General features: G+C 33.6%; 13 protein-coding genes. 6 read left to right on the top strand and 7 right to left on the bottom strand.

Going from position 1 to position 19,140, the window contains the following annotated elements; genetic code table 11:
• Window positions 1–51: 51 nt before the first annotated feature.
• The gene (locus V6246_RS15830) at window positions 52–1,545 is read right to left on the bottom strand and encodes a TrkH family potassium uptake protein (RefSeq protein WP_341561433.1); all 1,494 of its coding nucleotides are present in this window, start codon (window positions 1,543–1,545) and stop codon (window positions 52–54) included.
• 53 nt (window positions 1,546–1,598) lie between these two features.
• Complete coding sequence (gene trkA, locus V6246_RS15825) at window positions 1,599–2,948, bottom strand: Trk system potassium transporter TrkA (protein WP_341561432.1); 1,350 nt, start codon at window positions 2,946–2,948, stop codon at window positions 1,599–1,601.
• 243 nt (window positions 2,949–3,191) lie between these two features.
• Here trkA and ubiE point away from each other — a divergent pair, with 243 nt between their 5' ends.
• The 3 genes from ubiE to V6246_RS15810 all read left to right on the top strand — a co-directional run bounded on the left by ubiE (window position 3,192) and on the right by V6246_RS15810 (window position 5,611).
• On the top strand, window positions 3,192–3,917 hold the full coding sequence (gene ubiE / locus V6246_RS15820; RefSeq protein ID WP_159019278.1) for a bifunctional demethylmenaquinone methyltransferase/2-methoxy-6-polyprenyl-1,4-benzoquinol methylase UbiE: 726 nt from the start codon (window positions 3,192–3,194) through the stop codon (window positions 3,915–3,917).
• Between the two features lie 4 nt (window positions 3,918–3,921).
• The gene (gene porT, locus V6246_RS15815) at window positions 3,922–4,650 is read left to right on the top strand and encodes a type IX secretion/gliding motility protein PorT/SprT (protein ID WP_074938942.1); all 729 of its coding nucleotides are present in this window, start codon (window positions 3,922–3,924) and stop codon (window positions 4,648–4,650) included.
• 580 nt (window positions 4,651–5,230) lie between these two features.
• Window positions 5,231–5,611, top strand: a complete 381-nt coding sequence (locus tag V6246_RS15810) for an FEKKY domain-containing protein (protein ID WP_341561429.1) — start codon at window positions 5,231–5,233, stop codon at window positions 5,609–5,611.
• A gap of 37 nt (window positions 5,612–5,648) precedes the next feature.
• Here the strand turns inward: V6246_RS15810 and V6246_RS15805 are convergent, their stop codons facing one another.
• Window positions 5,649–6,368, bottom strand: coding sequence for a TrmH family RNA methyltransferase (locus V6246_RS15805; RefSeq protein ID WP_341561427.1), 720 nt, complete (start codon window positions 6,366–6,368; stop codon window positions 5,649–5,651).
• A 171-nt stretch (window positions 6,369–6,539) separates the two neighbouring features.
• On the opposite strand from V6246_RS15805, the gene tamL reads away from it, so the two are divergent.
• The 3 genes from tamL to accD all read left to right on the top strand — a co-directional run bounded on the left by tamL (window position 6,540) and on the right by accD (window position 11,438).
• A complete protein-coding gene (gene tamL, locus V6246_RS15800) occupies window positions 6,540–9,089 on the top strand; it encodes a translocation and assembly module lipoprotein TamL (RefSeq protein WP_341561426.1) in 2,550 nt (849 codons plus the stop codon).
• Between the two features lie 132 nt (window positions 9,090–9,221).
• Window positions 9,222–10,289, top strand: a complete 1,068-nt coding sequence (gene fbaA, locus V6246_RS15795) for a class II fructose-bisphosphate aldolase (protein ID WP_159019273.1) — start codon at window positions 9,222–9,224, stop codon at window positions 10,287–10,289.
• Window positions 10,290–10,580: 291 nt separating this feature from the next.
• Window positions 10,581–11,438: an acetyl-CoA carboxylase, carboxyltransferase subunit beta gene (accD, locus tag V6246_RS15790; RefSeq protein ID WP_159019272.1), complete on the top strand. Its 858-nt coding sequence runs from the start codon at window positions 10,581–10,583 to the stop codon at window positions 11,436–11,438.
• Window positions 11,439–11,523: 85 nt separating this feature from the next.
• Here accD and V6246_RS15785 read toward each other — a convergent pair whose 3' ends face one another.
• From V6246_RS15785 to V6246_RS15770, 4 genes are all read right to left on the bottom strand, one after another.
• Complete coding sequence (locus V6246_RS15785) at window positions 11,524–12,624, bottom strand: sensor histidine kinase (protein ID WP_341561423.1); 1,101 nt, start codon at window positions 12,622–12,624, stop codon at window positions 11,524–11,526.
• A 216-nt stretch (window positions 12,625–12,840) separates the two neighbouring features.
• Window positions 12,841–14,820, bottom strand: coding sequence for an OmpA family protein (locus V6246_RS15780; protein WP_341561422.1), 1,980 nt, complete (start codon window positions 14,818–14,820; stop codon window positions 12,841–12,843).
• A gap of 10 nt (window positions 14,821–14,830) precedes the next feature.
• Entirely contained in the window at window positions 14,831–15,760 is a 930-nt protein-coding gene (locus V6246_RS15775) for a PorP/SprF family type IX secretion system membrane protein (RefSeq protein WP_341561421.1), read from the bottom strand.
• A 36-nt stretch (window positions 15,761–15,796) separates the two neighbouring features.
• A partial coding sequence (locus V6246_RS15770) for a DUF7507 domain-containing protein (protein ID WP_341561419.1) occupies window positions 15,797–19,140 on the bottom strand: 3,344 nt, incomplete at its 5' end.

The following is a 19,140-nucleotide window of genomic DNA, read 5'->3' as shown; positions in this document are numbered from 1 at the left end:
CATTATTAATGTTGATTTACAGTATAACAAACACAACTCTGAAAATTAAACCTACCTATTTCTCCAGAAAAATGGTGTAAATAAAATTAGTACTGTAAAAAGTTCTAAACGCCCAATAAGCATTAAAAATGCCGACCACCATTTTGCTAATGGCGGTAAAGCTGAATAGTTATTTACAGGTCCAAAATCGCCTAATGCAGGCCCTACATTCCCGAGACTAGATGCCGCCAAACCAATTGCAGCATCAAACTGAATTCCGAACATAGAAAACACCAAAGCTCCAATAATAAAAGATAACATATAGAGAATAAAGAAGCCTAAAACATTAAATACGATATCTCCAGAAACCGCACGTTTATTATAACGAACCGGTAAAATAGCATTAGGATGCAAGGTGCGTTTAAACTCTAAAAACCCGTTTTTAATTAATATTAAATGACGCACAACTTTTACTCCACCAGATGTACTTCCGGCCGAACCACCAAGAAACATAAGCCCAAAAAAGAACACCACTAAAAATGGTGACCAAAGTGTATAATCTGCCGAAACAAACCCCGTAGTTGTTATTACTGAAAGTACCTGAAAAAGCGCATGTCTAAAAGAACTTTCGGCCTTTCCCCAAACCATTGGATGATTTATTGTAGAAACAGAAGCATCGGCTTGAAAATAAATAATTAGAGCTGCTATGGCTGTGAATATGATTATGAATTTACTATAAAGCTTAAACTCTTCATCGGCTATAATTTTTTGAACTTTTCCTTTAAAAGCAAAGTAACTCAGTACAAAATTCACACCTGCTAAAAACATAAACACAATTATAATGTATTGTATTATAGGTTGATCATTCCAATAAGCGACACTAGCATTTTTAGTTGAAAACCCACCTGTAGAAAGCGTACACATGGCATGGTTAATAGCATCAAAAAACGACATTCCTGCTAAGTTTAGTAGTAAAGTTTCAGCGGCCGTATACCCAAAGTAAATAAGCCACAAGCGCTTTGCTGTATCTGTAATTCTTGGGTGTAATTTATCGGCACTTGGCCCTGGAGCTTCGGCTGCAAAAAGTTGCATACCACCAATACCAAGCAATGGAAGAATAGCAATGGCGAGTACAATAATACCCATACCACCAATCCAGTGTGTTAGACTTCTCCAAAACAACACGCCCTTTGGTACGGCTTCAATATCGTTTAAAATAGATGCTCCCGTGGTTGTATAACCAGACATGGTTTCAAAAAACGCATCAGTAAAACTTGGTATCGCTCCAGTAAAAACATAAGGTAAAGCACCACAAAGCGACATCATGATCCAACCAAAAGTTACCACAATATAACCTTCTCGCTTGTTCATTTCCTTATTATGGTTTCTGGTTAAAACCATAGAAACCACACCAATAATTACGGTAGCCATACCTGCTAAAAAAAGATCAAAAGTAACACCATCTTTATAAAGCAGACTCACTAATGCCGACAGTAACATAAAGCCACCGTTAAACAAGAGTAACAGACCTAAGAAATGAAAAATGATTTTGTAATTTAATTTCATTTGGAAATTTATTGTTGATTATATAAAACCCAACTTAGCAGGCTCTATACGTTTTAGCGAAATAATTTTTCGACACCTTTTATAGATTGTAATAAACTACAAACTACCACACGGTCTCCTGCTTGTATTTTAAAATCGCCTAAAGCAATAACTCCCAATCCGTCACGAATAACACCACCAATAATGGCAGAACGTGGAAAGTCTACATTTTTAATCACTTTATTACAAATGGCCGATGTAGGTTTTACCTCAAATTCTAGAAGCTCTGCATTCATGTTACTAAGCTTCGTCATGGCAACCACTTCACCTTTTCTAATGTATCTAAAAATATTATTTGCCGCTAGTAATTTTTTATTAATTAAGGTTTCGATACCTATGGAATGAGATAATTCAAAATAATCCATATTCTCTACTAGCGCTACCGTTTTTTTAACGCCTTTAGATTTAGCCACTAAACAAGTCATGATATTAGTTTCGGAATTTTTTCCAACCGCAATAAACGCATCCATGCCTCCAATATTTTCCTCCTCGAGCAAATCTACTTTTCTGCCATCACTATGCAGTACTAACACCTTTGGTAACTCGTCGGCAATATCAAAAGCACGTTCCTTATCTTCCTCTAAAAGTTTCACATTAAAACCTTTATCAGAAAGAGATCTCGCCGTTTTAAACCCGATTTGACTTCCGCCTAAAATCATCACATTTTTAATAACTCTATTTGGTTTACCGGTAAGTCTACATAACTCTTCATTTCCTCCTTTAGAGGTTATAAAAACCACATGATCGCCACGTTTAAATTTGGTATCGCCACGCGGAATAATAGTAAATTGCGTACCAAAACGCTGTATAGCAATAGGTACAAAGTGAAGTTCAGGGAATATTTTCGCTGCTTCTTTTACTGTTTTACCAACAAAGGATGCCGAGCTTCTTAAGGTTAAACCAATCATGGTTAAAGCCCCATTTTCAAACTCGTAAGTATCATTAAATGACGATTGTTTAAGTGATAATTCAATTTCTGCTGCAGCCAAAGCTTCTGGAGAAATTAACTCATCGATACCAAATTTGGTGAAACCAACCTCATCTTTATGGTGTATAAATTCTGTATTTGAAATTCGAGCAATGGTACGTTTCGAGCCTAATTGTTTCGCCAATACACAAATAGTAATATTGGTGGTTTCGCTTGCTGTTACTGCAATTAGTAAATCGCTCGCCTCTACCCTAGCTTCTTTTAAAATAGCAATAGAAGTGGCATCTCCCTTAATAACTCTAATATCCAAATGTGTGTCTGCGTAAGCTAAACTATCCTTTTGGGTATCTATTAAAGTAATTTCTTGAGACTCGTATGATAGGAGTTTTGCTAGATGAAATCCAACTTCGCCAGCTCCTGCTATAATTATTTTCATTTGTAATTCTTCATGATAAAGTGCTGCAAAGATAGTGCAAAATTAATATTAGTTATTTAAAATGAAACTTTATAACAGAATACGAACCTATTTAAAATCTGCATTATAAAACTAAATGTAGCTTATTAATACCTATAAATTTAATAAATTTGACACTGTAAAACAGTATAACCTTCTTTTCACTTTTAAGTACACATTATAAAGTAGAAATAAATTATGTAGGTTTGCCAAAAAAATAAAGATTTGTCGAAAATTAAACCATACAAAGACAGCGATTTAGGTAAAAAAGAACAAGTTACCCAAATGTTTGATACCATTTCTGGAGATTACGACGGCTTAAACCGTGTAATTTCTTTTGGAATTGATATTAAATGGCGCAAAAAAGTTGTTAAAATAGTTAAGGATGCCAATCCTGATAGTATTTTAGATGTTGCTACAGGTACTGGAGATTTAGCCATTAATTTAGCAGAAACAAATGCTAGCAGAATTGTTGGTTTTGATATTAGTAGCGGCATGCTTGAAATTGGAAAAACAAAAGTGACTAAAAAGGCTTTAGACTCTAAAATTGAAATGATTTTGGGTGATAGTGAAAACATGCCTTTTGAAGATAATAGCTTTGATGCCATAACGGTAGCCTTTGGTGTTCGTAATTTTGAATCGCTCGAAAACGGTTTAAAAGAAATCTATAGAGTTTTAAAACCTAACGGTACTTTTGTTATTTTAGAAACCTCTATGCCAGACAAAACACCTTATAAACAAGGTTATAATTTTTACACTAAAAACATTTTACCACTTATCGGAAAAATGTTTTCTAAAGATAGAAGTGCGTATAAATATTTATGCGAATCGGCATCTGTTTTTCCTTACGGAGAAGCTTTGAACAATATTTTACGTAAAATCGGGTTTATAGATGTTGAAGATTTGCCACAAACTTTAGGTGTGGCCACAATTTATAAATCGAGTAAGTAATAATATGAAGCAGGTTTTTGCATTATTAGCATTTTTATTTGTAATCCAAACATCGAGTGCACAGCTTTTCAAAAAAGAAAAGATAACCTACGATGCCAACCAAGGACGTGGTTCTACGGAATATAAACTATTGCGTTGGGGTTATTTTCTAGGTTTTAATAATTACGATTTCAACTTTGATTACAATCAAGATTTACAAGATGTTTATGTAAAAAGCACTACCGGTTTTAATGTTGGTTTAATAGGAAACTTAAGAATTAATAAGTTTTTAGACATCCGTATAGAGCCAGGTTTACTAATTACTACTAGAGAATTAAATTACAGCCCAACTTATTTTGTTGATGCAGAACCTCGAACTAGCGATTTAACTCGCGAAGTAAAATCGACTTATATTCACATTCCGTTATTACTTAAAGTTTCTACCAAACGTATTAATAACTTTAAACCTTTTGTTGTTGGCGGCTTCTCTACTGCATTAAACCTTTCGAGTAACCAAGACAACCCTAATGATAATAAAAACGGACAATTCCGTACTATTAAAAACTCTCTATTCTACGAATTAGGTTTTGGTATCGATTTCTATTTGTACAACTTTAAATTCACACCATCCATTCGTGGTGTATTTGGCTTAAACGATGAGTTGGTTAGAGATGAAGATCCAAACAGCCCATGGACTAGCAATATCAATAGCATGAAAAGTCGTGGTGTTTTTATCAATTTTACTTTTCAGTAGGAAGGGTTAAGGATATTCTTTTGTTGGCAATCATATGACCAAAATGACATACAATTTTGATATTCATCAACTTCATATTCTAAATGCTTTGATCTAAAATCGGAATTAAAAAATGATTCGGTAGAATATCAAATTGAAAGACGAACTCTTGACAATGTAACGCTTAAAAAAAACTCACTCGGAACGAAAACGAAATACAACGGAATAAAATCAATTTTAAAGAAAATGAGAATTTCAAAGACAATCATTTTATTCAAAATATCGGACTGAATTCGGATAAAAGCGCAGTTGCTTTAGCTACTACTTTTTGATTAGTAGTTGAGTTTTATATATCTGATTTATTTTACGTGGAACTAATTGACTTGGAAGACTCTGAATTTGGAAAAGGAACAAGTTTTGGAAAACACGGATTTACGGAGGTTGAATGGAATGAGTATCTGAAAAAAGAAAAATACGTTTACTAACACCTTATAAAAATAATTACGGCTTAGTGCTTAATCAAAGGTCGTTGCGTGTTTGCTACATCTGACTTTCCTTAAAAAAACCCTCGAAATCAAAACCTTAACCATTTATTATATAAATGAGAAAAAAGAAAACTCTACTTTTTATTACAATTATGCTAATCGGAATTGGAGTTTCACTTTGGAATTTCGGATTCTTTAATCGCTATAATTATTTAACTGCAAAATCTCATATTGCAGACAATAATCCTCAAATTGTTTTTTTTGGTGAAGCTATACTAGCAACTTCAGATTTAAACAAGGTTAGCAAAAAATACGGATTTAAGATTGTGAATTTTGGCTGTATAATAAGTCAATCAGAACAAAACGGAATTGAAATTTACAATTCTCAAATAAACAATTACTTGGATAAACTAAATGGAATTGGATGGAAAGCCGAATACAAAAAAGAAATTGACTCTTTAACGAAACTCACTAATATTCCAAAAACAGCATTTTAGACTACAAAAACACAATCATATCAATTTATAACAACCATTAACCTCTCCTAAACTCACTTATCAAAATTGAGGTTGCTGTAGCTACATTCAAACTCTCTGTAGCTTGTAAATCGCCAAATCTTGGTATACTAATCTTTTCAGTAATTAAAGCCTCTACGGCTTTCGAGACACCATTAGCCTCATTACCCATCACTAAAACGCCATGTTGTGGCAATTGCTTTTTATAAACATTTTCGCCATCCATAAAAGCACCAAAAACAGGCATATCAATATCTTTTAAAAAGGTTTCTAAATCCACATAACTAACATTTACTCTTGTAATTGAGCCCATAGTAGCTTGTATCACTTTTGGGTTAAAACAATCTACGGTAGCTTTACTACACACCAATTGTTTTATACCAAACCAGTCGCAAAGTCTAATTATGGTTCCTAAGTTTCCCGGGTCGCGAACATCATCTAAAGCCACAATAAGTCCTTTGGCTTCAACAGGTGTTTGTTCAGGAATTTTAAAAACTGCTAACGCTGTATTAGGCGTTTTTAAAAAACTAATACGCTTTAAATCGGTTTCAGAAATTAAAACTTCATCTTTGGCATCAATATTGAACGATTCCGTCGTATATAATGCATGAAGCTTTAAATTAGACGCCAATAATTCTTTTATTGTTTTAACACCTTCAACAACAAAAAAACCAAGGTCTTGTCTATATTTTTTTTGCTTTAAACTCGTTATTAATTTTATCTGGCTTTTACTAAGCATGCCTTTTTGTTATTTTTTGATAAAGAAAAAGAAAATATTAGTAACAATAGCCTAGACATTAATTTTTCAGTTGAAAAAAATGTATTTTTGAACGCGTAACGCATATTTTAATTATTTTTTCAGTTGAAACATACTGAAAACAGATTTAACCAAAATTAAGGACTAGTACATTTGAAACTTCAATTCAAAACCATATTAATTTTACTAGGCGGCTTTATATGTATTACTGCATGTAATAGCTTAAAGCGTGTTTCCGATGATGAGCACGTACTTTCAGAAAACACTATTCTTGTTAATGGCGAGAAAGAAAGTAACGAAACCTTAAACAATTTACTTTACCAAAAACCGAATACTAAAATTCCGTTTTTAGGTGTACCGCTGCGTTTACACATTTATAATTTAGCACGACCTAATATCGATTCTATTATAAATGCCGATTTAAATAAGCGACCAAAGAAAAAAGAGCATCTAGAAAATTTTCTTTCAAAAAAACAATTAAATAAATTTCTTGAATCTAAAAGAGATTTTAATGCATGGCTTAAAAAAACAGGAGAAGCACCTGTACTTGTTAACGAGTTAAAAACACAAAAATCCATAGCCCGCCTAAATAGTTATTATATTAATAATGGTTGGTTGGATGCGAAAACCGATTACGAGATTACTAAAACTGAAGATAAACGCGCTAAGGTTGAGTATAAAGTTGAAACAGGAAAACCTTTTTTAATAGATACCATTACCGAGAATATAAAATCGCCAATTATTGACACCATTTATCAAAAGATAAAAAAGGATGCATTAATAAAAAGTAACGAACAATATAAAACCGTTAATTTTGAGCAAGAGCGCGAACGCTTGGCTACCATAATTAGAAACTCTGGAGTTTACCATTTCTCGCAAGATTATATTACCATGGATATTGACACCATTGGTACGAATAAAAAAATGAATGTTGGTATTAATATTTTAAACCGTGCTATTCGAAACCAAGATTCTATAACACGTGTTCCTTTTAAAATATACACCATTAGAGATGTAAATATTATCACCGATTATTCTTTTGAAAACAGAGGAAAACCATTTCTAGATTCTATAAAATACAATGGTTATAATATTTATGCTTACGATAAAATAAAATATAGACCACGTGCACTTACCGATGCTATGTTCACTAATGCAGGTACTATTTTTAAAGATTTAGATAGAACCAGAACGTATAGACACCTTAACGAGCTGCGCACCTTTAAATACCCTAACATTGAGTATTACGAGCATGAAGATAATACCTTAACAGATACTATACGCTTAACGCCTTTAAAGAAATTTAATTTTGGTTTTAGTGCAGATGTGTCTCAAAGTAATATTCAGAATTTTGGATTTTCTTTAAACCCGAGTTTACAGATAAGAAATATATTTAGAGGTGCAGAAACCTTCCAAATATCGGGTATTGCGTCTATTGGTTCTTCCAAAGATAAAAACAATATAGACGATCCGTTTTTTGATATTAACGAATATGGTCTCGATTTAAAACTAACTATCCCTAGGCTGTTTTCTCCGTTTTATACCGAGCGTATTATTCCAAAATACATGTCGCCTAGTACCAATATTAGCTTATCGCTAACCAGCCAAACTAACATTGGTTTAGATAAGGAAACTTTTAGTGGTGCTTTTAATTTTAATTGGCAGCCAAATAAGAAAGTTACTAACCGATTAGATATTTTTAATATTCAATATATTAATAACCTAAACATTAAAAATTACTTTAGAGTTTATACCACATCGTTTACCACGCTAAACAATATTGCGCAAGAAGTTGGTTATGTTGGTCCAGATGAAGAATTAAACATTCCTAATTCCGATAATCCAAACAACCAAGCCGATGAGTTTATAGCCTATGCTTTGGGAGACACCACACCTACAGAATTATCTACAGATCAAGTATCAACCATACAAGCTATAGACGAGCGTAAAACACGTTTAACAGAAAACAACTTAATACTATCGTCTAGTTTCAGTTTCACTAAAGATGGTAGAACTAATATTTTTGACGAAAACTTTTCAATCTTTAAATTTAAAATAGAATTAGCAGGGAATATATTAGCGAGTACAGCTGGTTTAATAGGCCTTCAAAAAGATTCTCAAGACAGATACGAGCTTTTAGATGTTGCCTTTTCTCAGTATGTAAAAACAGAATTTAACTACACCAAACACTGGGATCTTGGAGATAAAAACGTATTAGCTATGCATAGCTTTTTAGGCATTGCAATACCTTACGGAAACTCTACAAGTATTCCTTTTTCTAAAAGTTTCTTTGCCGGCGGACCAAATGATAACCGAGCTTGGACAGCCTATAGTTTAGGCCCAGGAAGTTCGCAAACCACAAACGAGTTTAACGAAGCCAACCTTAAACTTGGTTTAAATCTTGAACATCGTTTTAATTTATTCGGAAATCTAAACGGTGCATTTTTTGTTGATGCTGGTAATATTTGGAACATATTTGACGATGTAGAAACCGAAGGAGCCACTTTCGATAATTTTAGTTCCCTAAAAGATATTGCCATTGGTTCTGGTCTAGGTTTACGTTACGACTTTAGCTTTTTTGTTTTCAGGTTCGATGTTGGTTTTAAAACCTACAACCCTGCCAACGAAACGCAAGACCGTTGGTTTAACGAATATAATTTCACCAATGCCGTATATAATATCGGTATAAACTACCCGTTCTAAACACCTTTTTCTTCACGTTTTTACTATAACGTTTTAGTATTATTTTAGCACTTTCAGCGGTATAAATCTCAGTTTTTTATTTAAAAATTGATTACTTTTGGTAACTTAGTAATTAATAATAAATAAATTAAAATGGGACACAATATAAAACCAGGTGTAGCTACAGGCCTAGAAGTACAAGCAATTTTTAACCATGCAAAAGCAAACGGTTATGCTTTACCAGCAGTAAACGTTATTGGATCGGACACTATTAATGGTGTTTTAGAAACTGCAGCAGAATTAAATGCTCCAGTAATTATTCAATTTTCTAATGGTGGTGCGCAATTTAACGCAGGTAAAGGTTTAAGCAACGATGGTCAAAAAGCAGCTATTGCAGGTGCTGTTGCAGGTGCAAAACATGTACACACTTTAGCAGAAGCTTATGGTGTTCCAGTAATTTTACATACCGATCACTGTGCTAAGAAATTATTACCTTGGATCGACGGTTTATTAGATGCTAGTGAAATACACTTCAAAGAAACTGGAAAATCTTTATTCAGTTCTCACATGATTGATCTTTCTGAAGAGCCAATCGAAGAAAACATCGAAATCTGTAAAACATACCTAGAAAGAATGTCTAAAATGGGCATGACTTTAGAAATTGAATTAGGTATTACAGGTGGTGAAGAAGATGGTGTAGACAACTCTGATGTAGACGATTCTAAATTATACACACAGCCAGAAGAAGTAGCTTACGCTTACGAAGAATTAAGTAAAGTAAGTCCTCAATTTACAATTGCAGCAGCTTTTGGAAACGTACACGGTGTTTACAAGCCAGGTAACGTTAAGTTGACTCCGAAAATATTAAAAAATTCTCAAGAGTTTATTACAAAAAAATATGGTGTTGAAGAAAACCATATCGATTTTGTATTCCACGGTGGATCTGGATCTACAGTAGAAGAAATTAGAGAAGGTATTAGCTACGGTGTAATTAAAATGAATATTGATACAGATTTACAATATGCATTCATGGAAGGTATCCGTGATTACATGGGTGGAAAATCTGAATATTTAAAAGCACAAATTGGAAACCCTGATGGTTCTGATTCTCCAAACAAGAAATTTTACGACCCAAGAGTTTGGTTACGTGAAGGTGAAAAAACCTTTATTGCACGTTTAAAGAAAGCTTTTGAAGATTTAAACAACGTAAACACTCTATAATATTATAGATTGTTTTATAACACATATTAAGGCTCTGCATATAGCAGAGCCTTTTTTTGTATATTATACTCTAAATCAAAAAATTAAAGGATAAAAGTCAATAAAATCACTTTGGCGTTACCACAAAATTAAAAAAAGGTTTAATTTTGCCGCCAGGCTTTCCGCTGTATCTTTTTATTTTTAGTTAAAATTGCTTTGCATTTTAACTAAAAACAAAAAGGATGCCGCATCAATCCTTAACGCAGTTAACGGCTTAATATTAAAGCTTTAAACTTTAAAACACACATCACTATGTCTTGGTTTAAAAGAAAAACAAAAGGTATTACTACAACTACGGAAGAGAAAAAAGACACTCCAAAAGGACTGTGGTACAAATCTCCAACAGGTAAAATTGTAGATGCCGAAGAATTAGAAAAAAACTTTTACGTAAGTCCAGAAGATGGATATCACGTTAGAATAGGAAGTAAAGAATATTTTGAAATCCTTTTTGATGATAATAAATTTAAAGAACTAGATAAAAACCTAGACTCTAAAGATCCATTAAAATTCGAGGATACTAAAAAATATCCAGACCGCTTAAAAGCCGCTCAAGAAAAAACAAAACTAAAAGATGCCGTACGTTGCGCTGTTGGTAAATCTAAAGGAAAAGATTTAGTAGTAGCTTGTATGGATTTTGCTTTTATTGGAGGTTCTATGGGTAGTGTTGTAGGAGAGAAAATTGCACGTGCTGCAGATTACGCCTTAAAAAACAAATTACCTTTAATGGTTATTTCTAAATCTGGAGGTGCTAGAATGATGGAAGCTGCATTGTCATTAATGCAATTAGCTAAAACATCTGTTAAGCTTGCACAATTAGCCGATGCCGGTTTACCATACATATCTTTATGTACAGACCCAACTACGGGAGGTACAACAGCATCTTTTGCTATGCTAGGTGATATCAACATAGCCGAGCCTGGTGCGTTAATTGGTTTTGCAGGACCTAGAATTGTTAGAGATACTACTGGAAAAGAATTACCAGAAGGTTTTCAAACTTCAGAATTTTTACTAGAACATGGTTTCTTAGATTTCATTACTCTAAGAAAAGATTTAAAAGACAGAGTAAATCTATATGTAGATTTAATTACAAATCAACCATTAAGATCATAAACTAAAAAAAGCGAGCCAAACGGCTCGCTTTTTTTATATACTATAAAAATACTCTTAATATTATCTTTAAGTTAAAACAAACCCTTTAAACGGCTTTCTTAAGGGATACTGAGAACTCTGTCCCTTTCCCTAATTCACTTTTCACATCAATTTTACCTCCAAGCGATTCAATATGGTTTTTGGTTATAAATAAACCAACACCTCGCGCATCTTTATGTTTATGGAATGTTTTATACATTTTAAAAAGTTGGTCTCCATGAGTCTCCATATCGATTCCCAAACCATTATCCTTAAAAGTGATTACAATAAAATCTTTATTTATTTCACTAAACAGCAACACCTCTGCTATTCTATCTTTAGCGCTATACTTTAAAGCATTGGTTAAAAAATTCAAAATGATACTATCTAAAAAAGCTGGTATGGCTAAAACCGCATGTTTAGGATCTACATTATTCTCAATTTTACATTTTATGTTTTTTGCTAAACCACTAACATTATAAATAGCCTTATTACAATATTCATGAAGGTTTAAAGATTTAACCTCCTCTTTGTTCATTGATTTTATTTTGGCAACTTCACTTAAGTGAGATACCGTATCATTTAAATTCTTAATAGATTTCTTTAAATAATCAAAATTCTCACTTTTACAGGCATCAACGGTTCCTTTTTCCACAGATATAAAACCAACTAATGTTTCCAAATTAGAAGAATGCGTTCTTAAATTATGTGTAACAATATCTGCAAAATTTGATAATCTATTATTTTGTTCTTTACTTAAATCTAGTAAAATTTTCAGCTCCTCTTGGTCCAATTTTTGCTGAGAGATATCATGTATTTCAGAAATAAAATACTCAGGTTCATCTTTATCATCTCTTACTAATGATACCGAAAGTCTTACCCAGACAATAGATCCATTTTTATGAAAATAGCGCTTCTCGATAGTATAATTAGAAATATCGCCACGAAGTAAAGCGCGCATAGCTCCTAAATCTTTATTAATATCCTCTTTATGTGTAATATCTTGAAAGGTTTTTGTGTAGAGTTCTTCCTTAGAATAACCCAAATATTTTACGATACTATCATTAACCTTTATCCACTCACCGCGCATACCAACAATGGCGAGACCGCCCATGGCATAATTAAAAATGTTCTCAAATAGTTTATGTCTTGAAAAACTAATAGCCATAAATTGCGCGTTAACTTATACAAGGAGAAAAGTTAAATGTTTTTTTTCAATTACGGAAAGATTTAATCAATTAATATCGTAATTTACTTACGCAATATGCTTTAGCCTAGATTATACTTACTTAACGTTTTATTTGATATACGAGCAACACAAAAAAAACGAGCCATCTTCAGAATGAAAATAGCTCGTTTTTTATATTAAACTATGGTATTACACTTAATTTTTACCAGGTTTTTTATCTACTTTATGCAACGGTGCCACACTTGGATCTAGTGCAGTAACATTGGTTCCGCCACTTACAATAATGAATTTCGATCTACGATTACGTTGATGCTTTTCTTCACTACAGTTATTTGTATTTGCATCATCACAGTTATTTAATAATTGATCTTCTCCATAACCTATAGCGCTCTCTATACGTGCTTTTGCAATACCCCTAGTGTATAAATAGTATTGCGTGAACTTCGCTCTTTTATCAGACAACTCTCTGTTGTAAGCTTTAGACCCGCGACTATCGGTATGAGATTCAATTTTAATAACCATATCAGAATGGTTGTTCATTACTGTAACAATCTTCTCCAATTCATATTCTGCATCGTCTCTAACGATGTATTTATCAAAGTCGAAGAAAATTGGGTTAATCACAATTTCATTTCCAACTATTAAGGCTTTCAATACTAAATCTGCCTGATTTACCTTCCCTCTTTCAGAGTTGGTTACAACAGTTTCTTGATCTGAGACATAATCTAATTTAGAACCTATAATAGTGTACTCACTATCGCAAGCAACTTTAGTAAACGTATAATTTCCGCCAACATCACTAAGTACCTCTTTCAAAACTTTACCACTTGCATCAATTAATTTAACTGTTGCTTCCGGCAAAATTGATTTACTTAAGCTGTCGGTTACAACACCAACTATACTTTGTAAGCAAGGAGATGTAGAACCAAAGCTATAAACATCATCATCTCCCTTACCGGTTGTTCTATTTGATGAGAAATAACCAGAATTTTCATCTTTCAATGTAAAGGCAAAATCGTCCATATTACTATTAATAGACTCTCCTAAATTATAAACTTTGTTTTCTTCTTTATTATTTAAATCTGTTTTATAAATATCTAAAAGACCAAAACCAAAACGCCCGTTAGAAGAAAAATACAAGGTATTATCTTCACTTATAAAAGGGAACATTTCCATACCCTCTGTATTAATTCCAGAGCCTAAGTTTTTTGGAATTCCATACTGATTTTTATCGATATCTAAGATTACTTTAAAAAGATCGGTCTCTCCTATCGCTCCTGGCATATCAGACACAAAGTAAAGTTCTTTTTCATCTAAACTTAAAGTAGGATGCCCAACTGAATACTCATCACTATTAAAAGGCAATTCTCTTTCGTTAACCCACTCTCCATCTTCTAAATCGGCTCTGTATAATTTTAAATTTGTAGTCTTGTCTTTGGCTTTTCTTAATTTTTTACCATGATAATTATCTCTAGTAAAAAACATAGTTTTTCCATCTTTACTAATTACTAAAGTCGCCTCGTGATACTTTGTATTTACATCTCCTTTTAGATAATCTAATTCACTTAGCTGTGTATCTTCTCCAATATTACCTTTGTAAACATTTAAAAAAGGCTGACGGTTCCATTTATATATTTTTTTACTTTTCCCAGAAAATGGTTGTGTTGAAAAAACAAAAAGCGAACTATCTTTTACAAAGCCATTAAAATCTGAATAGCTTGTATTTATATCTAAGTTTGTGATGTTATTATAGGTTATATTATTTTCATCTTCTACTAAACCTAATAGCACCTGTTTTGCTCTAACATCATCTTTCTCTAAAAGTGCATACTGAGAAAACATCTCTTTCGCTAACTCCTTTTCGCCCAAAGCATTTAGCGTTAATCCGTATTTATAATAATATTCGCTATCTAGCTGTACTTTATATTTATCGAAAAGTAACGCATACCAAAATTGCGCTTCCGTAACATCTGCGTTGTTATAATAAGAATCTGCTAAGCGTTGCAGGGTAACTTGCGAAGAGTCACCTTTTTTAACTATATCACCATATAATTGGGCAGATTTAACATAGGCGAATTCATTAAAATAGCGCTCTGCTACAATTTTACTTTGACCAGACATACCGGAAAAAGTAAAGCAAAAACCTATAATTAATAGTATCTTAATTTTGTTCATAATATAATTTTTAGAAGAATCTTGGAGATTTAATTTTTCCTTGTCTTAAGATGTTGAATCTTAACATAATTTCGTGCGACCCGCTTGTGTACTCATTTATTGGTGTTGTTGCATAATCATAAGCATACCCAACAAATAATTCGGGAGATATTTGAAAACCTGCCAAACCACTAACAGAACCATTCCATCTATAGGCTAAACCTAAAGTCAACTTTTCATTAAACAAAAAGTTGGCAGAAAGATCTACAGATATTGGGGCACCAGAAACACCTTTTCCTAAAAAGGCTGGTTTAAACTTTAAATTTTCACTTAAATCGAACACATACCCACCTATTAAAAAGACATGCAAGCGCTCTTCTGCCACACTTTGGATAAACTCATCATAATGCTGCGAACTAATAATATTAGGAACCGAAAGACCTAAATACCATTTGGTATCATGATGATAAAAAATACCACCACCTATAGAAGGTAAAAACTTAGAATCTATATTTTCTAAATTAGGATCATTCATTTGCTCAGCCGTTCCTTTAGCAAAATCAACATCTAAAAATCTAACACCGGCTTTAATACCGAATGATAAATTAGTTTCTAAGCCAACAGGAATGGTGTATGAGAAATTCCCATCCAAATAAACTTCGTTAGATGGGCCTAATTCATCTTGAATAATATTTAGACCTAAACCAACACGTTCTCCTGCCTGAGTTTCCAAACCAAATGTTATTGTTTTTGGAGCTCCATCGACACCTACCCATTGTGTACGATACAACCCTGTGGCAGTAAAATCTCCACCCGTACCAGCATAACCTGCATTTACACTCATGGTATTGTACATGTATTGCGTATACTGAGGGTCTTGTTGTGCTTCTACTTCTTCTACAATAAAGGAGAAAAAGCAAAACAGCACTAAGAGTTTTAATATATTATGTTGTATTTCCATTTTTAATTTTTTAATAATTTACGTATTCAACTCTTATTAGTTTATGTATAACCATCCTATTCTTGGCTCGTCTCCTTGTCCTAAATCTAAAACGTAGTAGTAAGTTCCTACTGGCACTTTATCTTCTTCATTTACTGTTCTAGGTCCGTTTGACACACCATCCCAAGTATTATTATATCCGCTAGCAGTATAAACTTCATACCCCCATCTGTTATAAATTTTCAAGGTATTTTTTGGATAATTCTCAATACAATCAATAGTAAAGTAATCGTTAATTCCATCTACATTATGAGGCGTGAATGTACTATACACCTCTATACATGTTGTTGAAAGTACAACTCCTAAAGTAACTTCATCAGAATCGTTAGCATCATATAAATCTACTTGATCTACACTTAATACAGTAGCTACGTTTGTATAATCTGTAGAGTTTAATACTTTAACTGTAATTTCTAATAACTCTACACCGTTGTACTCTAAGGCATCTATTGACCATAAGCCAGAAGCTTCATCATAAACTCCAGATGTTGTTAAGTGAGAAATATATTCGTATCCACTTGGCAATACATCTTCTATTACAATGTTAGTTCCATTTTGAGGTCCAAAGTTTTGAGCAGTGATTGTAAAAGTCACTTCATCATTAACAAGAGCAGACTCTACGCTTGCTTCTTTTGTTACTCCAATATCCGATGCTGGCTCTAGTGTATTTAAATCTATACAATCTACACAAGTTGGATCTGGATCCATAGTATCACTTGTTACAGTTACTGCATTGATTAAATCTCCTGTAAACTCAAATGGCACACTTAACGTAACTGTGTAAGTTATTGAATCTCCATCTAAGAATAAATCGATTGTATCAGTCAATGCTCCCGTTCCACTTGTTCCGTTATCTCCAACCCATGTGGCATCAATAATACCTACTGGTAATGGATCGCTAACTATTACATTAGCCGCATCACTTGGACCGTTGTTGGTTACAGTAATTGTATAAACTACATCTGTACCTGCTATATAAGTTGCTTCTCCATCATCTTTTACAGTTACAATATCTGCCATTGGAATTGGTAATACTGTTACTGTTGGACCATCTGGTTCTCCATCACCTTCAACATCTATTGTATCCGTATCATTAGGATCATCTGATATATCAGTTACTGGATTTCCATAAGGATCGATTCCGTTTGCTGTTGCTGTATTTTCAATACGACCTGCAGCAATATCTGCATCTGTAATTTTGTAATCGAATGTATATACACCTACTTGACCAGGGAATAATAATGGCGACACTATTGGTGCATCTATAACCCCTAACATAGTATCCGTAACTGTAATGCCTTCGATAACTGCATTTCCTGTATTTACTACAGTGAATGTATAAGTAATTGTATCACCTTCTTCAACAACACCGTCACGCCCTATATCAATAGTTGCAGTTTTTCTCAATTCCATTTGTGGACTTGTTAATGGTGTTACTGTACAATCTGGACACGTTGGATCGTATGCTGGATGCGACGGACCAACTGGTGTTGGATCTTCCGACTCATCGCTAACTGGACCTTCACTTGTTGTTCCATTAGCTGTTGCTACGTTGTACACAACTCCTGCATCTAAATCTGCTTGAGTAAGTGAATAATCATAAGTTACCGTTCCTGTAGATCCAGGTGTTAAATCTGCTGGCGAAACCGGTAAACCTGTAACCCCTAGTTTTGCATCATCAACAGTTAATCCTGTTACATCAATATTTCCTGTGTTTCTAACAGTAAATGTATAAGTAATAATTTCTCCTACTTCTACAACATTATCTCCATCGGCATCGGCATAAACTCCATCTTTAGTTAATTCTAAATAAGGACTTCTTAACAATGTTACTGTTGGACCATCTGCTTCACCATCACCTTCTATATCTGTTGTGTTCGTATCATTAGGATCATCTGATATATCGCTTACTGAATCTCCATAAGGATCTGTTCCATTTGCAGTTGCTGTATTTTCAATTCTTCCTGCTAAAATATCTGCAGCAGTAATAGCATAATCGAACTCAATTGTTCCTGTTTCCGTAGGGTCTAATGTTCCTGATATTATCGCTAAATTAGATACACCTAGCATAACATCTGAAACTGTAATATTACTTACTGTAACATCTCCTGTGTTTTCAACAGTAAATGTATATGTAACAATATCACCTTCATTCACACGGCCATCTACTCCTCTATCTACAACTGCAGTTTTTAACAACTCAATCATTGGGTAAACATTAGGGTTTACTGTGATATAAACCGTTGCTTGATCACAGGCTTGTGGTACTCCATTATCACAAACTTCATATACAAAACTATCTGTTCCGCTAAAGTCTGGGTTTGGTGTGTAAACAAACGTACCATCAAGGTTTAACACTAATGTTCCGTTCTCAACACCAGTAACTGGTATTGTATTTACAGTTGGTGTATCGCCTTCTGGATCGGTATCATTATCTAATACGCTACCTGCGATATCCATATTTGGGTTACCGTTATAAGCATCATCATTAGCATAGGTATCATTATCCATTCCGTTTGATGGATCTACAGTTACAGTTACCGTAGCTGTATCACAAGCTTGTGGGCTACCTGTATCGCAAATCTCATATGTGAATGTATCTTCACCTACAAAACCAGCATCTGGTGTATAAGTAATAGTTCCATCTGCATTTTCTACTATCGTTCCGTTTACCGGATCTGTAACTGATCCTGGAGTAATACTTAGCGCATCACCTTCCGGATCGATGTCATTTGCTAAAACAACAACATCTACTGAACTTCCTGCTTCCGTTGTTGCTGTATCACTATTCGCTATAACTTCATTCACTCCTGTATTTGGATCGGCTAAAACTTTGATAGTTACCGTAGCTGTATCACAAGCTTGCGGGAAACCATCATCACATATTGTGTATGTAAAAGTATCTGTTCCGGTGAAACCTTCAGCTGGTGTGTAAACATAATCACCATTTGGACTCATAACTATGGTTCCGCCTTCTGTACTTAATGGACTATAATCAGACACTGTTTGTATATCACCTTCAGCATCGATATCATTTGTAATCACATTTCCATTTACTGCAACATCTTTAAATGTATTATTTACATCATTGATAGCATCTGTTGTTACCACAATATAAGTAATTGTAACCGTCGCATCATTAGATTGATTGCCATCATTATCTTCTACATTATAACTGATAACTGTTGGGTCTTCTGTAAATGTTGATAATGGCGTGAAAGTGATTACTCCTGTGGTTTCATCTACACTCCATGTTCCTTCGTTTGGTACTGCGAAACTTGTAATGTCGCCATTAGCATCCGTTACGATACTTGTTGCGCCTACTGGTGCTACTAAACTTA

Source organism: Algibacter sp. TI.3.09, assembly GCF_038154905.1.
In the GTDB taxonomy this organism is placed as follows: domain Bacteria; phylum Bacteroidota; class Bacteroidia; order Flavobacteriales; family Flavobacteriaceae; genus Algibacter.
Note: the sequence above shows the minus strand (reverse complement) of the source record. Positions and strands in the feature narration are given on the sequence as shown.